The 21,377-nt window shown below is 59.8% G+C and carries 20 protein-coding genes; 4 read left to right on the forward strand and 16 right to left on the reverse strand.

The window, feature by feature from the left end; translation table 11 throughout:
• Positions 1-92 precede the first annotated feature (92 nt).
• The 3 genes from C7964_RS18365 (at position 93) to C7964_RS18375 (ending at position 4,010) form a co-directional block, all read left to right on the forward strand.
• The gene (locus C7964_RS18365) at positions 93-2,006 is read left to right on the forward strand and encodes a PAS-domain containing protein (RefSeq protein ID WP_110281038.1); all 1,914 of its coding nucleotides are present in this window, start codon (positions 93-95) and stop codon (positions 2,004-2,006) included.
• Entirely contained in the window at positions 2,003-2,719 is a 717-nt protein-coding gene (locus tag C7964_RS18370) for a response regulator transcription factor (RefSeq protein WP_110281039.1), read from the forward strand. Before C7964_RS18365 ends, C7964_RS18370 begins: the two co-directional genes overlap by 4 nt.
• A gap of 76 nt (positions 2,720-2,795) precedes the next feature.
• Positions 2,796-4,010, forward strand: a complete 1,215-nt coding sequence (locus C7964_RS18375) for an MFS transporter (protein WP_110281040.1) — start codon at positions 2,796-2,798, stop codon at positions 4,008-4,010.
• On the opposite strand, the gene C7964_RS18380 is transcribed toward C7964_RS18375, so the two are convergent.
• From C7964_RS18380 to C7964_RS18440, 14 genes are all read right to left on the reverse strand, one after another.
• On the reverse strand, positions 4,007-4,951 hold the full coding sequence (locus tag C7964_RS18380; RefSeq protein WP_110281041.1) for an ABC transporter ATP-binding protein: 945 nt from the start codon (positions 4,949-4,951) through the stop codon (positions 4,007-4,009). The genes C7964_RS18375 and C7964_RS18380 overlap by 4 nt on opposite strands.
• Before the next feature lie 10 nt (positions 4,952-4,961).
• The gene (locus tag C7964_RS18385; protein WP_110281042.1) at positions 4,962-5,225 is read right to left on the reverse strand and encodes an acyl carrier protein; all 264 of its coding nucleotides are present in this window, start codon (positions 5,223-5,225) and stop codon (positions 4,962-4,964) included.
• Positions 5,222-6,421 carry a dihydrolipoamide acetyltransferase family protein gene (locus tag C7964_RS18390; RefSeq protein WP_110281043.1) on the reverse strand — a complete coding sequence of 400 codons (1,200 nt, stop codon included), beginning with the start codon at positions 6,419-6,421 and terminating at the stop codon, positions 5,222-5,224. Before C7964_RS18390 ends, C7964_RS18385 begins: the two co-directional genes overlap by 4 nt.
• Positions 6,418-8,421, reverse strand: coding sequence for a pyruvate dehydrogenase (acetyl-transferring) E1 component subunit alpha (pdhA, locus tag C7964_RS18395; protein WP_110281044.1), 2,004 nt, complete (start codon positions 8,419-8,421; stop codon positions 6,418-6,420). Before pdhA ends, C7964_RS18390 begins: the two co-directional genes overlap by 4 nt.
• The gene (gene acsA, locus C7964_RS18400; protein ID WP_110281045.1) at positions 8,418-10,154 is read right to left on the reverse strand and encodes an acetate--CoA ligase; all 1,737 of its coding nucleotides are present in this window, start codon (positions 10,152-10,154) and stop codon (positions 8,418-8,420) included. The genes pdhA and acsA overlap by 4 nt, the downstream gene beginning before the upstream one ends.
• 97 nt (positions 10,155-10,251) lie before the next feature.
• Positions 10,252-10,644: a CBS domain-containing protein gene (locus tag C7964_RS18405; protein ID WP_110281046.1), complete on the reverse strand. Its 393-nt coding sequence runs from the start codon at positions 10,642-10,644 to the stop codon at positions 10,252-10,254.
• Positions 10,641-10,817 (reverse strand): hypothetical protein, encoded by a 177-nt coding sequence (locus C7964_RS20060; RefSeq protein WP_181417244.1) that lies wholly within the window; start codon positions 10,815-10,817, stop codon positions 10,641-10,643. Before C7964_RS20060 ends, C7964_RS18405 begins: the two co-directional genes overlap by 4 nt.
• A 10-nt stretch (positions 10,818-10,827) precedes the next feature.
• Positions 10,828-11,799, reverse strand: a complete 972-nt coding sequence (locus C7964_RS18410; protein ID WP_110281047.1) for an FAD:protein FMN transferase — start codon at positions 11,797-11,799, stop codon at positions 10,828-10,830.
• A gap of 2 nt (positions 11,800-11,801) precedes the next feature.
• The gene (gene nqrF, locus C7964_RS18415) at positions 11,802-13,025 is read right to left on the reverse strand and encodes an NADH:ubiquinone reductase (Na(+)-transporting) subunit F (RefSeq protein WP_110281048.1); all 1,224 of its coding nucleotides are present in this window, start codon (positions 13,023-13,025) and stop codon (positions 11,802-11,804) included.
• On the reverse strand, positions 13,022-13,636 hold the full coding sequence (gene nqrE / locus C7964_RS18420) for an NADH:ubiquinone reductase (Na(+)-transporting) subunit E (protein ID WP_110281049.1): 615 nt from the start codon (positions 13,634-13,636) through the stop codon (positions 13,022-13,024). Before nqrE ends, nqrF begins: the two co-directional genes overlap by 4 nt.
• A complete protein-coding gene (locus C7964_RS18425) occupies positions 13,633-14,298 on the reverse strand; it encodes an NADH:ubiquinone reductase (Na(+)-transporting) subunit D (RefSeq protein ID WP_110281050.1) in 666 nt (221 codons plus the stop codon). The genes nqrE and C7964_RS18425 overlap by 4 nt, the downstream gene beginning before the upstream one ends.
• A gap of 3 nt (positions 14,299-14,301) precedes the next feature.
• Positions 14,302-15,096, reverse strand: a complete 795-nt coding sequence (locus C7964_RS18430) for an FMN-binding protein (protein WP_110281051.1) — start codon at positions 15,094-15,096, stop codon at positions 14,302-14,304.
• Positions 15,083-15,865, reverse strand: coding sequence for an RnfABCDGE type electron transport complex subunit D (locus tag C7964_RS18435; RefSeq protein WP_110281052.1), 783 nt, complete (start codon positions 15,863-15,865; stop codon positions 15,083-15,085). Before C7964_RS18435 ends, C7964_RS18430 begins: the two co-directional genes overlap by 14 nt.
• A complete protein-coding gene (locus C7964_RS18440; protein ID WP_110281054.1) occupies positions 15,862-17,130 on the reverse strand; it encodes a Na(+)-translocating NADH-quinone reductase subunit A in 1,269 nt (422 codons plus the stop codon). The genes C7964_RS18435 and C7964_RS18440 overlap by 4 nt, the downstream gene beginning before the upstream one ends.
• A 173-nt stretch (positions 17,131-17,303) precedes the next feature.
• On the opposite strand from C7964_RS18440, the gene C7964_RS18445 reads away from it, so the two are divergent.
• Positions 17,304-18,479, forward strand: coding sequence for a cytochrome c3 family protein (locus tag C7964_RS18445; RefSeq protein WP_286164060.1), 1,176 nt, complete (start codon positions 17,304-17,306; stop codon positions 18,477-18,479).
• A 46-nt stretch (positions 18,480-18,525) separates the two neighbouring features.
• Here C7964_RS18445 and C7964_RS18450 read toward each other — a convergent pair whose 3' ends face one another.
• Both C7964_RS18450 and C7964_RS18455 read right to left on the reverse strand, forming a co-directional pair.
• Positions 18,526-20,301, reverse strand: coding sequence for an SLC13 family permease (locus tag C7964_RS18450; RefSeq protein WP_110281053.1), 1,776 nt, complete (start codon positions 20,299-20,301; stop codon positions 18,526-18,528).
• 103 nt (positions 20,302-20,404) lie between these two features.
• Positions 20,405-21,286 (reverse strand): 2-oxo acid dehydrogenase subunit E2, encoded by an 882-nt coding sequence (locus C7964_RS18455; RefSeq protein WP_110281056.1) that lies wholly within the window; start codon positions 21,284-21,286, stop codon positions 20,405-20,407.
• Positions 21,287-21,377 lie beyond the last annotated feature (91 nt).

Raw genomic sequence — 21,377 nt, forward strand, 5'->3', positions numbered from 1 at the left:
GATCCTTGCTAGTTTTCTTCTAAATCCTAACGAATTCTTACAGCGCTCTTTCCGCTGTCACATTGCAAGGCTTTGCTGCTAGAAATTCTGTCATGGGAGTGACCGACATATCGCGCCACGACATGATCCTGTCGGGGCTGAACCTGATCAAGCAGGCGATTTCCTTGCATGACGAGGAACTGCGCCTTGTTGCCGCCAACAGGCGTTTTCAACAGATGTTTTCCTTGCCGGACAGGCTTGTCGCTCCCGGGGCCGAGTTTCGTGATATTGTGATGTACCTGACGGAACAGGGCGAATACGGGCACGTCGATGACATTGCCGGTTTTGTAGATGAAAAGGTCCGTCTCGCCTTTACCTTCAAGCCGCATTATTTCGAACGCACGCGTTCAAACGGAACGGCCATCTCGGTCGAAGGCAGCCCGTTCCAGCAGGGTGGCTGGATTTCGGTCTACACGGATATCACCGAAACCAAGCGGCAAGAGAATTTCTTCCGCTCGCATACCGAAACCCTTTCCGAAAAGCTGTTGCAGCGCTCCGAAGACCTTGCGCTGGCCAACAGGGCCTTGTCGGCCACAGTGAATGCGCTGGAAGTGGCCAAGCAAGAGGTCACGGATAGTCGCGAACATCTGGCACTGATGAACACGATGACACCGGGCCATATCGCGCATGTGAATGCGGCAGGGGTCTATACCCACTCGAACGGCAACCTGCCCACGATCCTGCCTGTGGGTGAGCGCAAAATTGTCGGGCAGTCGTTTGAAAATGTGCTGGGTCCGTTTGTCTGGGCGCAGGTTGCCCCGCAATTCGCGCGGGTCCTGCAAGGCAAACCGACCACATCGGAAATCCGTGACGAGGCATCGGGACGTTTCATGCGTCTTGCGATGACCCCCGACATGGCGGGGGATGGCACTGTTCAGGGGGCCTATATCCTGACAGTTGATGTAACCGAAGAAGTCTCGGCCCGTGCGGCCCTTGCCCATGCGCGGCGCAAGGAACTGGCCACCCAACTAACCAGCGGGATGGCTCATGATTTCGCCAATCTTCTGACGATCATTCTGGGCCAACAGGCCAAGCTGGATGAGTTGGCGTCACTTCATCCGGCCCTGGCCGAGGTATCCGCGACGATCAATTCGGCGGCGAAACGCGGTGGCGAGCTGATTGAAAACCTCTCAAGGATCGAAGCACATCGCAGCCTCAATCCGGTGTCCGTCAAGGTTGCCGATTTTGTCGCTGATGTGCTGCAATTGGCGCGTGCAGCTGTGCCGGATGATGCTGTGCTGAAGATCAATTATGATATACCCGATGCGCGCCTCACCTTTGATCCGGGCTTTGCGCAGGATGCCATTCTGAACCTTGTTCTCAATGCCGCCGAGGCGCAGGACGGGCCCGCGACGATCACCACGCGCATGCATCGGGCAGCGGACGGGATGCTGGAAATCATCGTTGCCGATAATGGACCCGGGTTTTCTGAAGACGCGCTCGCCAATGCGTTGGCCCCGTTCTATTCCACCAAAAGCGGCAAGATCGGGCGCGGTCTGGGTCTGACAACCGCATTCGATTTTGCCAAATCAAGTGGTGGCACTGTGCGCTTGCGCAACCATGCCTCGGGCGGCGCTGTTGTGACACTGCGCATACCTTACACACCCGCACGTACCGTCGAGGCGGGGCTGGTGCTCTTGGTGGATGACACGCTTGATGTGCGCCAGACCATGCGCAGTTTCCTGCGCCGCTCGGGCCATGCTGTGGTTGAGGCGGCCTCGGTCGAGGAGGCGCAAAAGCTGATGTCGCTTGAAGGGCTGACACATGTTGTTACGGATCTGGCGATCGGCGAGGGCTCGGGCCTTGATGTCGCAGAGAAAGCGCCGTCAGGCATACCGGTCCTGATCGTGACCGGTTTGCCGCCCTCTGACGCTTTGCATCAAAAAGCCAAGGCCGCGCATCCGGTTCTGCCAAAACCGTTCGATTTCGCCACATTCGAGGCCGCATTTTTGAGGGCCAGTCTATGAGCACGCAAGGCTATGTCGCCATCATCGACGACAACCCCGATATCCGGCATATGTTGTCGGCGGCGTTGACCGATGCGGGTTTCACGACGCAAAGCTTTGCCCGTGCTGCGGATTTTGAACGCGCGCTCGCCACCAAACAGCCCGAAGTCTGCGTCGTCGATCTGGGCCTGCCTGACAAGGACGGCCTGAGCATAGTTGCGGCTTTGGCCAACAGCGCGACGGCCACCTTGGTGATTTCGGGCCGTTCGACCCTGCAAGACAAGATCGTCGGCCTTGAACTGGGGGCGGATGATTATCTCGCCAAGCCTTTCGAGATACGCGAAGTGATCGCAAGGGTGCGTGCGCTCTTGCGGCGCAAGGCTCCGACAACGGCCAAGAATGAGGCCGAGAAGCTGACGTTTTCGGGTTGGACGATAGATTTTGCTCAATTCAACCTGATCGACGCAGACGGCAACAGCACGCGGGTGTCGGCCAGCGAGGCGATGCTGTTGCGTATTTTCCTGTCCCGTCCAAATAGGTTGATCACCCGTGATCAATTGCGTGACGAGTTGAACGAAAAAAGCGACGCGGAATCCTTTGATCGTGCGATTGATGTGCGCCTCTCCCGCTTGCGCGCCAAGCTCAAGGACAGCACCAAAGACCCCAAGATCATCAAGACGATCTACGGCGCAGGCTATATCCTCATCTCGGATGTGTCCCCCGTCACGGCATGACCCGAAAATCTGTAACTTTTTGACAGATTTGCGTTTTAAGGGTTGTCTCACTCGCGTTTAGCGTGTCCGGTGTGGCATGAAGTTGAACGGCCCCTTTCTTTTCATCCTGATGACGCTCGTGATCGATGCCATCGGGGTGGGTATTGTCTTTCCCATTATGCCCGATCTGATGGACCGTGTTGGTGCCACCAGCACTGCGGAGGGCGCGTTATTAGGCGGCATCATGATGTCGGCCTATGCGGCCGCCATGTTCCTTTTCGGCCCAATTATCGGCAGCTTGTCAGATGCCTATGGCCGCAGGCCTGTCCTGATTTTCGCATTGGTGACGCTGACCATCGACTATGTGATCATGGCGCTGGCAGGGACCTATTGGGTTTTGCTTGTGGGCCGTGTCCTCGCAGGGATGGCGGGTGCCACCTACATCACGGCCACGGCCTATATCGCTGATATTGCAAAACCCGAGGAGCGGGGGGCGGCCTTTGGTATGATCGGCGCGGCTTTCGGTGTGGGGTTTGTCATGGGCCCCGCACTTGGCGGTTTGGCATCGGGGTGGCATATCACAGCACCATTCTGGATCGCTGCGGGTTTGTCTGCGCTCAATGTGGCCTTCGGGTTCTTCCTGCTGCCTGAATCGCTCAAACCCGAAAACCGGCGTCCCTTCGGGCGGCGCGATCTGAACCCCTTCGGCACCATAATGCGTGCCTTTCTTATTCCGGGACTTGCTGTGCCGCTGGTTTGTATCTTTGTGTTCGAATTTGCCAATATGGTCTACCCGACGCTCTGGGCGTTCTGGGGACGCGAGGTGTTCAGTTGGGACGGTTTCACGATCGGGCTGACGCTCTCGGGCTATGGTATTCTGATCGCATTGGTGCAGGCAGGTATTCTGCCGCGTCTGACGGGGCGCTATGGTGACTACCAGACACTGCTGATCGCGACTGCCGCCGCCATCATCGGACTGGTGGGGTTCGGCGCAACAACTGCGGTCTGGGCGGTGTTCTTGTTCCTGCCCATCGCAGCCTTGTCGGATATGGCGCCCCCTTTGATTACCGCTTTCGCCGCCAATCGGGTGGACGAAGACCAGCAAGGGTTGGTGCAGGGTGTGATCGCATCCTTGTCGTCAGTCGCGGCCGTCACGGCACCGCTGTTTCTGACAGGTGTGTTTGAAAGATCGGTCAATGATGAGGGGCTTTATCTGCCGGGTGCGCCCTTCCTCTTGGCGGCGGTCTGCGTCATCGCCATTGTTCCGCTGATTTTCCGGCTCGACCCGAAGAGGCCGGGCAGCAAACGCTAGAGGGCTTCCCGATCTGAGACGATCCGGTCGCCTTGCGCATCAAAGAGCACCGCATCTGCATTAGCGAAGTCAAAGGCGATGGGCGCGCCGCGCTCGAATTCCCATTGCCCGGGCAACAGCACTTTGCCGGACAAGCGGCCATCTTCGGCAATAAACAAGTGTTCGGGGCGCACGCCAATGCATGCGGCCTCCAGGCCCGGCAGAAGATCAGGTTCGATGAAATTCATCGCAGGTGATCCGATGAAACCGGCCACGAAACGGTTATTGGGCGTATTATAAAGCTCAAGCGGCGCGCCGATTTGTTCAATCCGGCCCGCGCGCATAACCACAATCCGGTCAGCCAGCGTCATTGCCTCTGTCTGGTCGTGGGTGACGTAGAGAATGGGTGTATTCAGGGTCCGGTGCAGATCGGCAATCTCGATGCGGGTATTCATACGCAAAGCGGCATCAAGATTGGACAAGGGTTCGTCAAACAAGAACATGCGCGGCTTACGCACAAGCGCACGGCCCAAGGCCACACGCTGACGCTGCCCGCCCGAGAGCTCTGACGGTCTGCGATCAAGATAGTCTGAGAGCGAAAGGGTTTGCGCCACCTCATTAATGCGTTGCTGTATCTGCTCCGACGTCATGCCTGCCAGCTTCAGCGCAAACTCAAAGTTCTTGAAGACGGTCAAATGCGGGTAGAGTGCGTAGGACTGGAACACCATCGCAACCTCGCGCTGGGCGGGCGACATTTCGTTCACGACTGTATCAAAAAGCATGATCTCGCCTGCATCGGGTGTTTCCAACCCTGCGATCACGCGCAGCAGGGTTGTCTTGCCACATCCTGAGGGGCCGACGATGACGATGAACTCTCCGTCTTCAATGGTCAGGTTCACGTCGCAGAGGACGTGGTTATCGCCATAGGTTTTCTGGATGTCAGTGAGGCGTAAAGCGATCATCTGGGCCTTTCTATGTCGGTTTGGCCTGTGTCGAGCTTTGACGGTGGAGATAGGCGAGCAGATCATCAAAGCTGCGCATCTGGTCGTAATCAGCCTCTGGCATCGGCAAGGAAAGCTCTTTGCCCAAAGCAGTGATCAGTGTCATGAAATCCATCGAATCGATGTCGTATTCCTCGCGCAGATCGGCGCCCGTATCGACGTCGTCCAAGGAAATGTCGGGGGCGATGCGCCCCAGATGTCTGATCAGCAAGTCGCGTAGGGGATCGTCAGTCATAGCTGCTCCGGTGTCTGCATGTGTTTGATGATCGTGCGGAGGAACTTTGCCCCCTGGTGTCCGTCACTGACGCGGTGATCGGCGGCAAGGGTAATTTGTGCAAGGCGGCGCGGCTGAACCTTGTCGTCAACAACCGCTGGCCGGAGGCCGGGTGTGCCAATCCCGACAATGGCCACCTGCGGCGGAAAAATCACGCCGGTGATGCCGGCCACACCTCGGTCGCCCAGACTGGTCAGGGTGATTGTCGGGTCTGATAATTCACGCGCCCGAAACCGCCCCTGACGCACGCGCGTCACAAGGTCTCTGAGCCGTGTCATCAGTGTTGCGAGGTCGCCTTTGTCCGCATCATGCAGGGCAGGGGCGACAAGCCCGCCACCGCGCAGGTTGATCGCCATACCCAGATGCACGGCGTCGGCAGGGCTGAACTGGTCATTTTCGAAATGGCCGTTGAAGTCGGGGTACTTTCGGGCGGCCAGGGCAACCGCACGGATATAGAGCACGCTCAGCGCGAGACGGGCATCGGGCGGTTTATCGGCATTGTAGTTACCGATGAACGCCTCTGCCAACGTCAGGTCAATCGTATCAGACAGGTAATAGTGCGGGATCTCGCGTTTCGCGCGCGTCATTGCCGCCGAAATCGCCTGCCGCATCGCCGAGAGGGGTTCCGTGTCGGGCTTGTCCGTGGCGTCGGGAACATCGGCAAGTGAGATAATCCTGCCTGTCCCGAGACTTGCCAGATCAAACCCCGTTTGTGCGGCCCGTCTGCGGGCGGCGGGACTGACACGCTGGCGGATCGGTTGTGACAGCTCCTGCGGCGGCTCGGCTGGTTGCTCTGGCGCGGCGGGCGGCTCTTCCGGCATGGTGGGCGGCGCAACAGGATCTTCGGGCTGTGGGGCCTCAGGCGGTGGCGGTGCAGGGGCCGGATCGGCGGGTTGCGGGACCGCGGGTTCGTCAGGGTCTTGGCTGGCACGGATCATCGCAATGGGCATTCCGACAGGGACTTTCGTGCCAAGCGGGACCAGCCATTTATCCAGAAACCCGTCTTCGAAGACTTCGATTTCAATCACCCCTTTCTGGGTCTCAACCGCTGCGATGATATCGCCACGCGTGACCGCATCGCCAGGGTTTACGAGTTGTTCAACCAAGGTTCCGTCCTCCATGTCTGCGCCAAGAGAGGGCATGAGGAATGTACTCACGGCTTATCCTCCATGACCTGTTTTACTGCGGTAATGATGCTGTCCACTTGCGGGATGGCAGCCTGTTCAAGGTGGGCCGCATAGGGGATCGGCACCTCGGCGCTACAGACCCGCGCGAGAGGCGCATCAAGGTCGTAGAACGCATCCTCGGCCAGTTGCATCCCGATTTCGGCTGCAAGGCTCCCTGTGCGCCAGCCTTCATCCACCATCAACGCCCTGTGGGTGCGGGCAACCGAAGCCTTGATCGTCGCCATATCCAGCGGTCGCAGGCTGCGCAGGTCAATCACCTCGGCATCAATACCGTCGCGCGCCAGCGCTTCGGCGGCCTCAAGCGTTTTGAACAGCGATCCGCCATATGTGATCAGCGTGATATCGCGCCCCGCGCGCCGCACCACGGCACGGTCAATATCAACGGGGCCTGCGTTCTCGGCCAGTTCGCCCGTGCGATTATAGAGCATGACATTTTCAAAGATCAGCACCGGATCGGGATCTTGCAGGGCGGTCCAAAGCATCCCGCGCGCATCTTCCATGCTGGCAGGGGCCAGCACGCGCAGGCCGGGAATGTGGGCATACCAACCTTCCAATGAATGCGAGTGCTGCGCGGCGAGCTGTTTGCCGGCACCTGTTGCCATGCGGATCACTACAGGTACGCCGAACTGGTTGTTGGACATATGCCGCAGGGTGGCGGCTGTGTTCATGATCTGATCTAGCGCCAGCAAGGAAAAGTTCACTGTCATCACCTCGACAATCGGGCGCATACCCGCGATGGCCGCCCCGATACCCGCACCGGTAAATCCGGATTCCGACAAAGGCGTATCGCGGATACGGTCCGGACCGAACCGGTCAAGCAGGCCCTTGCTTACGGCATAGCACCCGCCGTAATGGCCCACGTCCTCACCCATCAGAAACACACGGTCGTCGCGGGTCATCGCGTCCGTGATCGCCGCCTTGACAGCCTCGCGGTAGGTGGTCTCGATCATCTTTGCCGGCACTGCGACTTTGGGCGGGGCGGGGCGGTCAGGGGCCATGACGAAATGGGTCAGATGATCCAGCGGTTCATCCGCGCCAGCCTCGGCAAATGCAACGGCATCACTGATGTTGGTCGCGATCCCGGCCTTGATTTCATCGATGTCATGCGCGTGCAAAAGCCCGCTTTGCAAGGCCCATTTCTGAAACCGCACAATCGGGCCTTTCTCGCGCCAAGCGGCCACTTCCTCTTTGGGGCGATAAAGCTGGGCATCGAACATGGAATGGGCGCGGAACCGGTATGTGCGGCACTCCAGAAAGTAGGGCTTGCCGGTCTCCGCGATGGTTTGCAGGGCCCTGCGGGCCGCGGCCTCGACAGCAACAACATCCATCCCGTCAACGGCTTCTGCCGTAATCGCATAACTCCGCGCTTTGGTTGTGATATCGATTTCGGCCTCGGTCAGGTCCAGCCGTGTGCCCATCGCATAGCCGTTGTTTTCGCAGACAAACAGAACCGGAAGTCCCCACAGCTTGGCGAGGTTCAGGCTTTCGTGGAATTCCCCCTCGGCGACGGCGCCTTCGCCAAAAAAACAGGCGGTTGTCGCTTGTCTGCCCTGCATGCGATCGGCAAGCGCAAGCCCCACGGCAAGCGGCAAACCGCCCCCCACAATCGCATTCCCGCCATAGAAGTTGCGATCCGCATCGAACAGATGCATCGACCCGCCGCGCCCGCCCGCGCAGCCATTCGATTTGCCGTACATCTCGGCGAGCACAGCCCCCATGGGCACACCGCGTACCAGCGCATGGCCGTGTTCGCGGTAGGTCGCAACAAGCCTGTCGTGATCCTCCAGCAAAGGAATGATGCCCGCAGCGATCGCTTCCTCCCCGTCATAAAGATGCAGAAACCCGCGGATTTTTTCCTGCGTATAGGCCTCGGCACATTTCTCCTCGAACATGCGGATACGCAGCATGCTGTGCAGCAGTTCGCGCACGTGGGCGCTATCAAGACGGGGCTTCGTGCGGGTCACGGTCATGTCTCGTCACTCTCCAGCGTTGAAATATCGCCCTCGGGCAGCCCCATTTCGCGGGCCTTCAACAGGCGTCTCATGATCTTGCCACTACGTGTTTTCGGCAGGTTCTTGCGAAAGGCGATCTCTTTGGGGGCAACGGCCGGTCCCAGCCGCTTGCGGGCATGACCCATCAGGTCAAGACGCAGGTCATCGGTTGGCGCATAGCCCGGTTTCAGCGCAACATAGGCTTTGACGATTTGGCCGGCGGTTTCATCCGGCAACCCGATCACCCCGACCTCGGCGACGGCTTCATGCTCCATCAAGGCGCTTTCCACCTCGAAGGGGCCAATCAAATGGCCCGCACTCTTGATCAGATCATCCGCGCGGCCCACAAACCAATAATAGCCGTCGGCATCGCGCATCGCGAGATCGCCGCTGAGATACCAGCCATCCTTAAAGCACTTCTGATAGCGCGCCTCCTCGTGAAGATAGGCCCGCATCATCGACGGCCAGCCGGGGCGCAGCGCCAGTTCACCCATGGCCATAGGCGCGGTCAATTCGGTGACGGTATCGCCCGAAACCTCGACAATTCCCGCGGTAATGCCGGGCAGCGGTTTGCCCATGGAGCCCGGTTTGACATCCATCGCGGCGTAATTGGCGATCATGATGCCGCCTGTCTCGGTCTGCCACCAATTGTCGTGGAATGGCATCCCGAAGGTGTCATTGCTCCACATGACAGCCTCGGGGTTCAATGGCTCGCCCACGCTGGCCATGAACCGCAGGTCCGGAAAGCTGCGCACGCCGATGGCATCGGCCCCGGCCTTCATCAACATGCGGATGGCTGTAGGGGCAGTATACCAGACGTTCACGCCCTCGGTGCTGAGGATGTCGTACCAGCGGGTCACATCAAATTCTGCTTCATCCACGATCATTGTGGCGCGGTTCGTCAGCGGCGCGATGATCCCGTAGGATGTGCCCGTCACCCAGCCCGGATCGGCCGTGCACCAGTAGACATCACCGGCGCGCAGATCGAGGGCGATCCTGCCGGTCGTATCGTGGGCCACAACGGCTTGGTGCACATGCACCACGCCTTTGGGTTTGCCGGTTGTCCCTGATGTGAAATGCAGCAGGGCAGGGTCTTCGGGCAGGGTCAGAGCGGTTGTGAATATGTCCGAGGCTGTAGCCATCAATGGCGCAAGGTCGGTCGTGCCCTCTGCCGCACCGTCAATGGTGAACACATCCTTGAGGGTTGCCACGGTATCACGGATACCAGCGACCTTGCGTTTATAAAGCCGGGTGGACGTGACCAGCGCGCGCGCTTCACCGATCTGCAAACGCGCCTGAACAGGCTCTGGTCCAAAGGCGGAAAACAAGGGGCAGAAAACGCAGCCTGCTTTCAGTGTACCAAGTGCCGCGATGTAAAGCTCTGGCACGCGTCCCAGCAGACTATAGACCGTGTCACCCTTTTGCAGTCCGCGCGCGTGCAAGACATTGGCAAAGCGGTTCGCTTGCTGCGCGAGGTCAACATATGTGTAGTCGGTGCGATTGCCTGACTTGTCGATCCAGCGCAGCGCAACCTGATCACCGTGCCCCGCCGCCACATGCCGGTCGAGTGCTTCGTGGGCGATGTTGAGGTGCCCGTCAGGCAGACCATCCAGCAATGCTTGTGCGTCTGACCAATCGAAACTGTCGCGCAAGGCATCATAGTCAGACATGTTGGCTTGGGTCACGGCTTTTCGGATGCGTTGAACAGGCATGGTCCTCCTCTCCCTGCCGCAGATTGCAGCACTTGAGACGGAGTCTTGCACGTCAGATGCGCGCGGCATTGACCGATATCAATCCGGCAGTGGCGTCTCAGCCGAACCGCGTCAGGAATGCCAGTATATCCGAGCGATGGACGAGCCCCACAACCTGACCGGCTCTCAGTACCGGAAAGACACGGTGCGGTTCTTTGACAAACATCTCCGCGATACGAATGACTTCATCGGTGACATCAACACAGACCACGTCGCGCGACATGAAATCGGCAACCTGACCGGTCCATTCGCGGTGATAGCTGGCATGCAGTGTCGGGCGGAAACAGTCCTTTTGGGTCAGGATGCCAACGAGGTTCCCGTTTTCATCAAGCACAGGTGCCGCTGGCGTCTTGGCGTCAACCAGAGCAGCAACTGCGCGCCGGATCGGTGTCTCGCCGGTCAGTGTGATGATATCGGTGCGCATGATCGCACTGATTGTGTATTCGGTCATGTCGGTTCCTTTCGTGCGCCGCGCCGTCGCAACGGGCAATCCGCACACCGCCCGACAGCAAGATCATCTGCCGCACCGCAACTTGTCCGCGCCGGACCCCGCCCCAGAGCGAGCCCGAGACCGATCCCACCTGCAGCAAGGCTGATAATGACAATGGCGAACAAGACTTCCATTTGACGCCCCCTATAGAATGAACTGGGAGATCTGGCCGGTGCGCACAGCCCGCAACGCACTGTCCTGTTCGATCAGGAAAAGCGCCGTGATGTCTTGCGTCATCGCAAGGTCCGGACCGGCGCTGGCACCAGCCGCACATAATGCCGTGGCCCACCCGTCAGCGGTCATGGCGTCGGGCGCTACGACGGTCACAGATCGCAAACCACCCGACGCAGGGGCGCGCGTCAGGGGATCAATAATATGGCTATAGGTCCGCCCGTTGAGTTGATAGCTCTGGGCCCGCGTACCGGATGTGGCAACAGCGGCCCCCGTCGGCAACCTAAGCACCGCAGGTGCGCTGTGCATTGGCAATGGCGCCTCAATGGCGACATGCCAGTCGCGGCCTGCGGGGTGTTGTCCCTGTGCATAAAGCTCTCCGCCAAGGTCTATCAGTAGGTTGTCAAAGCCCGCGTCGCGTGCCAGCCCAGCAGCACGGTCGAGTGCCCAGCCTTTGGCAATTCCGCAAAGATCAAGCGTCAGATCAGCGCGCGCCTTTGTCAGTAGATCGGGACCGACCGACAACGCCCGCCAATCCGGTGCGCTGCCTTGCATCACAGGGCCAAAGCCCCACTGCGCGACCAACGGCCCCACCGTGGGATCAAAGGCGCCCTCACTTTTGCGCGCGATGTCAAGCGCGGCCGTTGTCACCTCTATGAACGCATGATCGGTCGCGCGGGCACGACCACGATTGAACCGGCTGATTGTGCTGTCGGCCCGCCACGGTGAAAACACTGTGTCGATGCCATCAAATAACTGCTGAATGTCTGCGGCAAGTTCCGATGCGCCGCCGCCACCGGGTGCGCTGATTTGCCAATATGTGCCGAACGCTGCGCCTGACATGATTTCGACAGGGGCCGCAAGGCTGACACGCGGCGCGAGCAGCGCGGCCCCGAGCATCGTCAGTGCGCTGCGGCGGGAGGGCTGAAAGACAGGTTGCATCATGCTCAAGCTCCGAAATCATCGTAAAAGATTGAAGAAGGGTCGACCCCAAGCTGACCCAAGGTGGACAGGACAGCCGAGATCATCACAGGGGGGCCACACAGGTAGTATTCGCAATCCTCGGGTGCGGGATGGCTACCCATTTCGGCACGCAGTGTCTCGTGTATGAAACCGGTGGCCCCGGTCCAGCGATCACCCGGGGCAGGATCGGACAAGGCAGGCGTCCAACTGAAGTTCTTGTGCCGTTCGGCCAGTGCTGCGAATTCGTCGGCATAGAGCAAATCAATCGCTGCACGCGCACCGTAGAAATACCGCACCCGCCGCTTGGTACCCCTGCCGAGTTCCTGATGGATCATCGCGCGCAGTGGCGCCATGCCGACACCGCCGCCCACAAAGACCATTTCCCGCGTGGTCGGTTGCACATGGAAATCGCCGAACGGACCCGAGAGTGTGATATCGTCGCCCGACGCCACCGAGAAGAGCCATGACGACACAATACCTGGCGGGACCTCGTTCTCACGCCCTGCGGGGGGGACGGCGAGGCGGATGTTGAACACGGCGCGGCCTTTGTCCTCGGGCCTGCTGGCAAGGGAATAGGCGCGTGTTACCTCTGTGTCGGAGCCGACCCGCATGCTGCGCCATCCTGCGATTTGCCATGCATCGCGGAAGGCCTCGGGAAGGGCGAGCGTGTCGAAGTCCAGCTGATAGGGTGGTGCGGTGATTTGCATGAAATCCCCCGCGCGAAAGTCGGAGGCGTGATCGGTCGGAAGGTCCACCATGATCTCGCGGATCAGCGGCGCCAGCATGCGGGTGGAAGACACTTTGCACGTAAACCCGCCGCCCGCGCTCAGGATGTCATCGGGGACTTTGACTGCGCAATCGCCGCGCAATGTGGTCTGGCAGGCGAGCCGGATATGCGCGCGGCGGTCACGGGGCGACAACACGCCGCGTTCGGTGGCCTGTGGCTGGCCTGCGCCTTGTCCCGTCACAGTGACGCGACACAGCCCGCAGGTGCCTGTGCCACCACACGCCGCAGGGATCATGATGCCTGCGTTATGCAGCACACCCAAAAGCCGATCACCGCGACGTGCCGTCAGGTGCAAATCGCTGTTCACCGCGACGTCCAGACCGTGATCGGGCACAAGACGCGCCTTGAGCAGCAAGAGCACGGACGTGAGCCCCAAAATCAGGACCACGATGATCAGACTGCCAAAAAGAACCTCTGTCATTGCGCCACCGCCATCTGCGCGAAAGAGGCAAACCCCAGCGACATCAGCCCTGCAAGTAAGAACGCGATCCCGAGGCCGCGCAAACCAGCCGGCAGGTCAGCATAGACAAGCCGTTTGCGGATTGCGCCAAGCATGGCAACGGCCAGGGCAAAGCCCAGCCCGCTGCCAAAGCCAAACGCTGCGGACTCTGCGAGGTTATAGCTCCGCTCGACCATGAAAAGGCTGCCGGCAAGGATCGCGCATTGCACTGTCAGAAGTGGCAGAAAGACACCAAACGCCGCGTGGATTTTTGGAAAGAACCGGTCCAGCACCATCTCAAGAAGCTGTACCGCCGCTGCGATCACCCCGATGAATGCAATCAGGGCCAAATAGGACAGGTCCAAGTCCGGCAGGCCCGCCCAAACCCATGCGCCGGGTGCCAGAAGGCCTTGGTAAATCAGGTAATTCAGCGGCACCGTGAACCCCAGCACGCCCGTCATTGCCACGCCAAGGCCCAATGCGGCCTCGGGGCGTTTGGACAGGGCCAGAAAGGTGCACAGGCCCAGAAAAAGCGTCAGCGGCATGTTGTCGACAAAAGCCGCAGTCACAAAGATATCCCACAGCCCCGTCATTCGGCGGGGCTTTTTAGTTGTGCTGGCGCATATTCAGGCTGCTCGATTTGCGCAGGATAGAGGCTGCGCACGGCCCACACCAGGAGGCCCAGCAGGAAAAAGGCCGATGGCGCAAGCAGCATCAGGCTGAGCGGCGTAAACCACCCGCCAGCATCCGCAAGCGGCAGAACCTGCGCGCCCAAGAGCTGACCTTTTCCCAGAAGCTCGCGCAGCCCGCCGATCACGATCAGGATCAGGGAATAGCCAAGCCCGTTGCCAAACGCGTCAACCATCGCAGGCAGCGGGGGGTGGTGTCTGGCATAGGCCTCGGTCCGGCCCAGCACGAGGCAATTGGTCGTGATCAGGCCAACATAGACCGAAAGTGCACGGCTGATTTCGGCGAAATAGGCCTGTAAAATCTGGTCGATGACGATCACGAGAGAGGCGACAATCACGATCTGCACAATCAGCCGGATTGTATCGGGGATATGGCGGCGGATGACACTGACAAGACCTGCGGCAAGCGTAAGAACCACAGTCAGGGATACCGACATGGTCAGGGCGGTCACAAGCGAGGTCGTCACCGCAAGCGCCGAGCAAATCCCGAGAATCTGCAAAGTCACCGGATTCTGCCGGATGAGCGGCGTCGTCAGAGTGCTCCAATATGAGGGGACTTGCGGCATCGCTCAGAACTCCCGCCGCTGGATTGCGTCAAGCAAAGGGCCGTAACCGTCCGGCCCCAGCCAGAACCGCACCATCTGTGTTACCCCGCGTCCGGTGCGCGTGGCCCCGGTAATGCCATCAACCTCATAGGCGGTAGAGGCAGGACCGCGCGCCATTTCAAAACGCATGTCACCGTTTTCATCGCGCAATGCCGTCCCGGGGAATGTGCCTTGCCATGATGCCTCCTGGATCCGCCCCCCGAGACCGGGTGTCTCGGCGTGTTGCGTTACCGCAATCCCCGCGATGGTGTTCATGTCACCATGCAGCGCAATGATCGCATCAATTCGCCCGCCATAGCCCTGACCGCTGATCGGCAAAAGCACCAGCGAGACCCTGTCATTTTCACGCAGCAAGAACACCTGCGCAAAATCGGGCCGCTGTCCGAGACCGGCCAAATCCTGTGCGGCATCCAGCTCGGTCCAGTTTGTTTGATCACGCAACGTTGCCTCAAGGTTCGCGGGTGTCACGGCGGTGGCGGCACGACCGGTCTCGAGGTTGATCACAACGGTCGAGAGCGTGCCGCCCGACTGTTCGAGAAGTGTCGCCATCCCGGGGATGCCCTGTACCAGTGCGGCAATGCGGGCCTGTTCCTCTGCCGCGCGATTGGCCGTCTGGATCGGGCGCAGCACCACTGTCGCGCTACTGACCAATGCCGCACAAACCGCTGACACCAGAAAGGCAATGATCACTGTTTTCGCGCGGCTTTCATTTGGCAAGGCCAACAGGCGCCGCCAGGGGTTCCATTCACGTCCTGCCATGTCGCCTCCGACGTTGTGCAACCCAAAGCGCCAACACGGCTTCGTCCAAAAGCGGGGCCGCAAGTGATGTGAGCAGGGCCGCGGCCACTGCGATTTGAATGGGGGCAGCCCCGGCCCAGCCGGTTGCAAAAAGTGTTAGAAGCGCGGCATAGAGTGCGCCGTTGATCCAGCGCCCGGGCAGGGTGATCGCGCTGGTGACCGGATCAGCCACCAGAAGCACCAAAACAATGCCTCCGGCCAAAAGCGCGGGTTCCCCCAAAAGGCCCGCCGCCGCCGCCCCGCCAGCAACGAGAACCGCGCCAGCAATAACCTGCGCGGGCATCACCCCGGTTGCCATGCCGATCAGTGCGGCAGGAATTGCGGCCCATGCGATGGGCGCGTCCAGCACCGGCCATGCAGCAGTTGGAAAGCCGTATCCCAGAAACGACAGCGCAACGGTTGCCGGATGCACGACGTTGCGCCCCCATCCGCCGAACACAAGCTCACCCATCACCACACCAAAGCTGATGCCAAGCGCCAAACGGAAGATCCCAAGGTCCTCTGGCGCCAGCATCGCGATTGCAAATGCGGCGGTGACGGCTGCGAGGGAAGGCGCCTGCGCGCGCGTCAACATGAAGACCAAGTGCCAGACAGCGATGACAAGCGCGGTGAAACCCAGCCGCGCCAACGCGTCGGTGCCTTCCAGCCAAAGCCAGAATAGTGCCATTGGAAGATAGGCCGCGATCAGGATGGCTGCGACGGTTTCGCGGTTCCACAAACCGCGGTTCATGCTGCAAATTCCGTCTTGATCCGGTCAAGCATGGCACGCAACTGCGCGGTGATTTGCCCGTTTTCACTGAGCACATAGTCGGCAAGCGCCACATCCTCTTCCAGCAGTGAAAGAATGCCAAGGCTGAGCGCGGTTTCATCGTCGCCTGCACTGAGCGCATGCAAAAAAGGGATAGCCGGAAGACCGGCCCCGAAAGACTGGGTCAATGCGGCGGTCGGGATGGCAGGTGTCTTGCCCGCAGACCGCGTCAGGGCGGCGATGAACCAGTGGGGTCTGTTTTGCGCTGTCTCGCGGGGCAGCGCCGTGACCTGCCTGTCGCGGGGTGCCAGCCATCTTGCCGGATGGCCATCCAGTGGTGATCCCGTCATCAGTAGATGCGGTCCGGGCAGAACGATGCGCTGCGTCAGTTGCCGCAGGTCGGCACCCGGATGTGTGCGCAGCAGTTGTGCCTCGCGCAGCGCTTGTCCGGCAATGCTGACAAGCCGTGTCATTGGCAACACGCCGGTTTTCAAAAGCGCGCCAAGGGCTGCGGTATCTTCGGCATGGATGTCCCAGACGGGCGCATCAAGACCTGCGGGAAAGAGTTGATGGATGGGCAGACCAGCCAGACCTTGTGGATGACGCGGGCCACAGGTGACGCACCTGAACTTATTGTCACCTTTGGGAGGTGCAAGAACCGGCGCATCTGCTTGCTGACACACAAGAACCGGCCCTTCGGTCAGCTGTGCCAGCGCAGCCAGACCGCGCGCGAAGTCATCCTCGCGTCCCTCAAGGGCAATCTGCGGATCAGGCGCAAACGGTCGGGTATCCGTTGCCATGACAACGATTGCGGCGGGTTTCTCTGACGGATAGGGCAAACCCCCGAAAGGTCTGCGGCGCAGCAATGGCCAGAGGCCCGCGCTTTGCATCAGATGACGCAATCCGGCATCGGTCTTGGTACCTGTCACATCGTGCGTTTCGACCGCATCCGAAGCTTCGCGAAACAGAACGATTTCAGACAGCTTTTTTCCCGCCAGGAGCGAAATTCGTGCCACGCGGCCAGCAAAGGGCGCAACAAAACAGACGTCCGGGGCATGCCGCAGACATGCGACAGCCGCACCCTGCGCAACAGGATCACCTTCTTTGACAAGCGTGGTTACTTTCAGTTCAGAGCCTTCCGGAGCGGCCACCGCCGCTTCCTCGGTGACCACGTCCTGTATCCCTGGTGTCACCGGCGGAGACGGAAAGTCCGGGTTTAAACCTGTCCCGGAACCAAGAATTTGCATCTGCCCTCCGATCACATGTGCCAACGCCTGCTGCGCGCAGCAACCCCCGCGCATCACTCCCTCAACGTCTACAGCCTGAAGGCGATCCAAGACATGACATAGATCAAAGCGAGCGGTTGCTTGCACGGTATGGTTTAAAACAACCTTTGAGGTTCCAGCACAGGAGACCGTTCATGCCTTTGCCTTCATCCAATTTCTCAATGTCTTTGTGTCTTGCTGCCGGACTTGCCGCTGTCTTTTATTTCAGTCAGGCCGCGAGCCAGACAGCGCAAGAAGTGCAGGATGACCATGCGCTTATTCCCTTCGCTTTGCCCAAATCAGGACCGTTCACACCGGCGGAGATCGAGATCGGGAATGACAAGGCGATTAGCGACTGGTTCCGCTCGGCCCATGCCAATGCCGCCTCAGAGGCATTCAGCCATTGGGATGATGACGGCGAGGTGCGCGCCGCCTGTGCGACCTGTCATTCGGGCGAAGGATTCCGGGACTTTCACGGTCTGGACGGAACAGAGGTCGGCGTCGTGAACGGGACAATTGATGTGGGCGGTGTTGTCGATTGCGGGACTTGCCACAATGCCGGACTGGCAGAGATTTCCGAAGTGACATTTCCAAGCGGTATCGTGCATCCGGTCACAGGTGTCGAAGCCTCTTGCCTGACCTGCCACCAAGGCCGCGCTGCTGGTCTGACTGTCGAACGGGCAACAGCAGATAAGGCGCTTGATGCGCCAGACAGCACGTTGCGGTTCATTAACCCGCATTATGCGACGGCTGCCGCAACCTGGCTGGGCGGCTACGGGCGCGCCGGCTTTCAATATGAAGACCGTACCTACAGCGGGCGCTTCTTTCACGCACGCCCCGTCGCCAGTTGCAATTCATGTCATGAACCACACACGCTTGAGGTTGCTTTCGAGCCCTGCCTGACCTGCCACGAAGCCAACAGCCCGCAGGATATCCGGATTGCACGCCAAAGCTATGACGGCAGCGGTGACACATCTGTCGGGATCCGGTCCGACATCATGGCGAATGCCGACACTCTGCTGGACATGATCGAAGATTATTCACGTGAGGTGGTCGGGGTGCCGGTGATCTATGACGGCACGCGTTACCCCTATTTCTTTACGGATGCGAACGGTGACGGCGTTATTGATATGGTTGACGGTGCGCCCGTCGCCTACGAGGCATGGACCCCCAGAAGCCTGCGGACTGCCTTCAACTGGAAACTGGTCACCGCCGATCCGGGCAATTATGCGCATAATCCGCAATACACGCTGGAGCTTCTTTACGATTCCATCGACGATCTGAGCACACCACTCGGGATCGACATGGATGACCTCAATCTCTTGCGGTAGCCACATTGCGGAACATGGCTGCGGGAACCTGCCAGGAAATGTCTGTTTATAAGGGCCAGACCACAAGGATTGTCGGCACTGCAACGCAGATCACGATGATTTCCAGCGGAAGGCCCATGCGCCAGTAGTCGCCGAAACGATATCCGCCCGGGCCCAGAATAAGGGTGTTGTTCTTGTGCCCGATAGGAGTGAGGAACGCGCAGGATGCGGCGACCGCAACGGTCATCAGGTAAGTGTCGGGGTTTGTGCCCGTCGCGGTTGCGATCGACATCGAGATCGGGGCGGCGATCAATGTGGTTGCGACGTTGTTCAGGAAATCTGACAGGGTCATCGTCACGACCATCAGCGCGACAAGCGACACCCAGGCAGGGTATCCTTCGCTCAGGCTCACAATTTCTCTTGCGACCAGATCGGCACCTCCGAAATGGTCGAACGCCTCAGCCAGCGGGATCAGGCTGGCCAGCAGGACAATGACCTTCCATTCCACCGAGGCATAGACCTCGCGGGCACTGACAAGGCCGAACGCGACATAGGCGATCACCGCACCACCCAGCGCAACCGACAAAGGCACGAGCCCCAAAACCGCCAATCCGACAGCGGCCAGAAAGACCGCAATGGACAGGCCCGCCTTGCTCCGCTGGACAACCTCGGTCTGGCGTCCTTCAAGAGGGAACACGCCAAGCCAATCCATGGCGTCCGCCACGCGGTCCGGTGGCCCGAGCAGAAGCAGCACATCACCGGGCCGGATCGGCAAAAGGCGCACACGGTCCTGAAAATTCCGCCCACCCCGCGACACACCCAAAAGCGTCACCGCATGGCGTTGCAACAGATTGAGGCTGCGCGCCGTGCGCCCGTCAATGCGCGCACCTTCGGGTACGATGGCCTCGGTCAGCGTAAGACCAGGTGCGACGACACCGCCTTCGTGTTTTTCGGACCCTGCAAAATCAAGCCCAGCCTGACCCATGAAGGCCTCGATTGCCTTGGGATCACCTTCGACCACAAGAAAATCACCCGACCGCAGCTCAACGCGGCGCGCAAGGCCACGGATACGTTTGCCGCGCCGGATCAGGCCGAGAATATGGACGTCGGCATCATTCGCTTTGGGGTAAAGATCAGCGACCACCATCCCGTCTTGCAAGGATTGTTCGCCGATCCGCAGTTCCGCGATATAGCGGCCCTGACTGACCTCTTTTTTCTGGTCCATGACCGCAGTACGCGACGGCAAAAGCCGCCAACCGAACAGCGAGACAAATGCAATGCCTGCAACGGCCACGGCAAGGCCGACAGGGGCAAAATCAAACATACCGTAGGGTTCGCCAAGGGCACTCTGTCGGTATTCGGATATGACAATATTCGGGGGCGTGCCGATCAAGGTGATCATGCCGCCGAGGATCGTCGCAAAAGAGAGCGGCATCAGCGTTTGCCCTGCCGCGCGCTTGGCCTTCTTTGCGGCTTCAACATCAAGCGGCATGAGCAGTGCGAGGGCGGCCACATTATTGATGATGGCGGACAATCCCGCAGCCAGCGCGCCGACAACAGCGATATGCAACTGGACGGGCCGGTCAGGGTTGATCAGCCGCGACGCGATCAGTTCCACTGCACCGGACGATGACAGACCACGGCTGACAATCAGGACCAGTGCAATAATCGCCACAGCCGCATGCCCGAACCCCGAAAAAATCTCCTCGGTGGGGACAAGCCCGATTGTCGCCGCGATGATAAGTGCGCCAAATGCCACCAGATCGTATCGGATACGCCCCCAGACAAGCAGCGCGAAAACGAAGCCCAGTAGTACAAAAATCTGCGTCAGTTGATCCTGCATAGCCGCACCCTAGAGCGCTTTGATCAAAGTGGAAATGCCGCTTTGCGAGACCAGCGGGATCATTTGCTTTCGCCTGACGGCTAGCGGATCGGTGGCTTGTCCGTTAAATCATAATCCTGCGGGGATCACCCAGTAGACCGGCCAGATAGCTGACAAAGCGAGCGGCCTCCGCGCCATTGATCACGCGGTGATCATAGCTCAGGTCAAGTGGCACCATCGGTTTGGGCTGAAAGGCCTCGCCATCCCAGACGGGCGTGATTTCGGTACGCGTCAGGCCAAGGATTGCCACCTCGGGCGGGTTCACGATGGGGGTAAAGGCTGTGCCGCCGATCCCGCCCAGATTGCTGATCGACATGGACGCGCCGCCCATTTCATCGGGGCCCACCTTGCGGGCTTGTGCGCGCGTCGCCAGATCGGTGATCTCGCTTGCGATTTGCCAAAGACCCTTGCGGTCCGCATCACGGATCACAGGCACCATAAGACCGTGGGCGGTATCAACGGCGATCCCGATATGGGCATAATCCTTGAGGATCAGTGTCTTGCCATCCGGTGTCAGCGACGCATTGAAACGCGGGAATTCACGCAGGGCCCGTGCCAGTGCCTTGACCTGAAAGGCAAGGGCGGTGAGCTTGACACCGCGTGCCTGCGCCTCCGGTTTCAACTCTTTGCGCAGTGCCTCAATCGCCGAGACATCAGCGCGGTCGTGGTGGGTGACCTGCGGGATCATGGTGTTTGCAGCACCAAGGTTTCCGGCCGCAACCTGGGCAAACCGGCTCAGCGGTTCTTCGGTCACAGGGCCGAACTGGCTGTGATCCACATCCCAGTATTTGGTGTGATCGCTTTGGGGTGATGCGGGCTTGGCATCGCCCGTCAGATCCTCGCGGGCGATGGTGGTCCGGCCCAGATCGCGGGCCAGTTTTTCCAGATCAATGCCTTTTTGACCTGCTAGGGTGCGGACGGAAGGAGAGGCGATTACATCTGTCATCACATTCACCAGCTGGCCGAGATGTATTGCGTTTCCATGAATTCGAGCATGCCTTCATGCCCGCCTTCACGCCCCAGCCCTGACTGTTTCA

The organism is Loktanella sp. PT4BL (assembly GCF_003201935.1).
In the GTDB taxonomy this organism is placed as follows: domain Bacteria; phylum Pseudomonadota; class Alphaproteobacteria; order Rhodobacterales; family Rhodobacteraceae; genus Yoonia.

What these genes read in the sequence shown, in the direction of transcription:
- C7964_RS18365 (WP_110281038.1), top strand. Translation starts at nt 93, where the DNA reads ATGGGAGTGACCGACATATCGCGCCACGACATGATCCTGTCGGGGCTG.
- C7964_RS18370 (WP_110281039.1), top strand. Translation starts at nt 2,003, where the DNA reads ATGAGCACGCAAGGCTATGTCGCCATCATCGACGACAACCCCGATATC.
- C7964_RS18375 (WP_110281040.1), top strand. Translation starts at nt 2,796, where the DNA reads ATGAAGTTGAACGGCCCCTTTCTTTTCATCCTGATGACGCTCGTGATC.
- C7964_RS18380 (WP_110281041.1), bottom strand. Translation starts at nt 4,951, where the DNA reads ATGATCGCTTTACGCCTCACTGACATCCAGAAAACCTATGGCGATAAC.
- C7964_RS18385 (WP_110281042.1), bottom strand. Translation starts at nt 5,225, where the DNA reads ATGACTGACGATCCCCTACGCGACTTGCTGATCAGACATCTGGGGCGC.
- pdhA (WP_110281044.1), bottom strand. Translation starts at nt 8,421, where the DNA reads ATGACCGTGACCCGCACGAAGCCCCGTCTTGATAGCGCCCACGTGCGC.
- acsA (WP_110281045.1), bottom strand. Translation starts at nt 10,154, where the DNA reads ATGCCTGTTCAACGCATCCGAAAAGCCGTGACCCAAGCCAACATGTCT.
- C7964_RS18405 (WP_110281046.1), bottom strand. Translation starts at nt 10,644, where the DNA reads ATGACCGAATACACAATCAGTGCGATCATGCGCACCGATATCATCACA.
- C7964_RS20060 (WP_181417244.1), bottom strand. Translation starts at nt 10,817, where the DNA reads ATGGAAGTCTTGTTCGCCATTGTCATTATCAGCCTTGCTGCAGGTGGG.
- C7964_RS18410 (WP_110281047.1), bottom strand. Translation starts at nt 11,799, where the DNA reads ATGATGCAACCTGTCTTTCAGCCCTCCCGCCGCAGCGCACTGACGATG.
- nqrF (WP_110281048.1), bottom strand. Translation starts at nt 13,025, where the DNA reads ATGACAGAGGTTCTTTTTGGCAGTCTGATCATCGTGGTCCTGATTTTG.
- nqrE (WP_110281049.1), bottom strand. Translation starts at nt 13,636, where the DNA reads ATGACGGGGCTGTGGGATATCTTTGTGACTGCGGCTTTTGTCGACAAC.
- C7964_RS18425 (WP_110281050.1), bottom strand. Translation starts at nt 14,298, where the DNA reads ATGCCGCAAGTCCCCTCATATTGGAGCACTCTGACGACGCCGCTCATC.
- C7964_RS18430 (WP_110281051.1), bottom strand. Translation starts at nt 15,096, where the DNA reads ATGGCAGGACGTGAATGGAACCCCTGGCGGCGCCTGTTGGCCTTGCCA.
- C7964_RS18435 (WP_110281052.1), bottom strand. Translation starts at nt 15,865, where the DNA reads ATGAACCGCGGTTTGTGGAACCGCGAAACCGTCGCAGCCATCCTGATC.
- C7964_RS18440 (WP_110281054.1), bottom strand. Translation starts at nt 17,130, where the DNA reads ATGCAAATTCTTGGTTCCGGGACAGGTTTAAACCCGGACTTTCCGTCT.
- C7964_RS18445 (WP_286164060.1), top strand. Translation starts at nt 17,304, where the DNA reads ATGCCTTTGCCTTCATCCAATTTCTCAATGTCTTTGTGTCTTGCTGCC.
- C7964_RS18450 (WP_110281053.1), bottom strand. Translation starts at nt 20,301, where the DNA reads ATGCAGGATCAACTGACGCAGATTTTTGTACTACTGGGCTTCGTTTTC.
- C7964_RS18455 (WP_110281056.1), bottom strand. Translation starts at nt 21,286, where the DNA reads ATGACAGATGTAATCGCCTCTCCTTCCGTCCGCACCCTAGCAGGTCAA.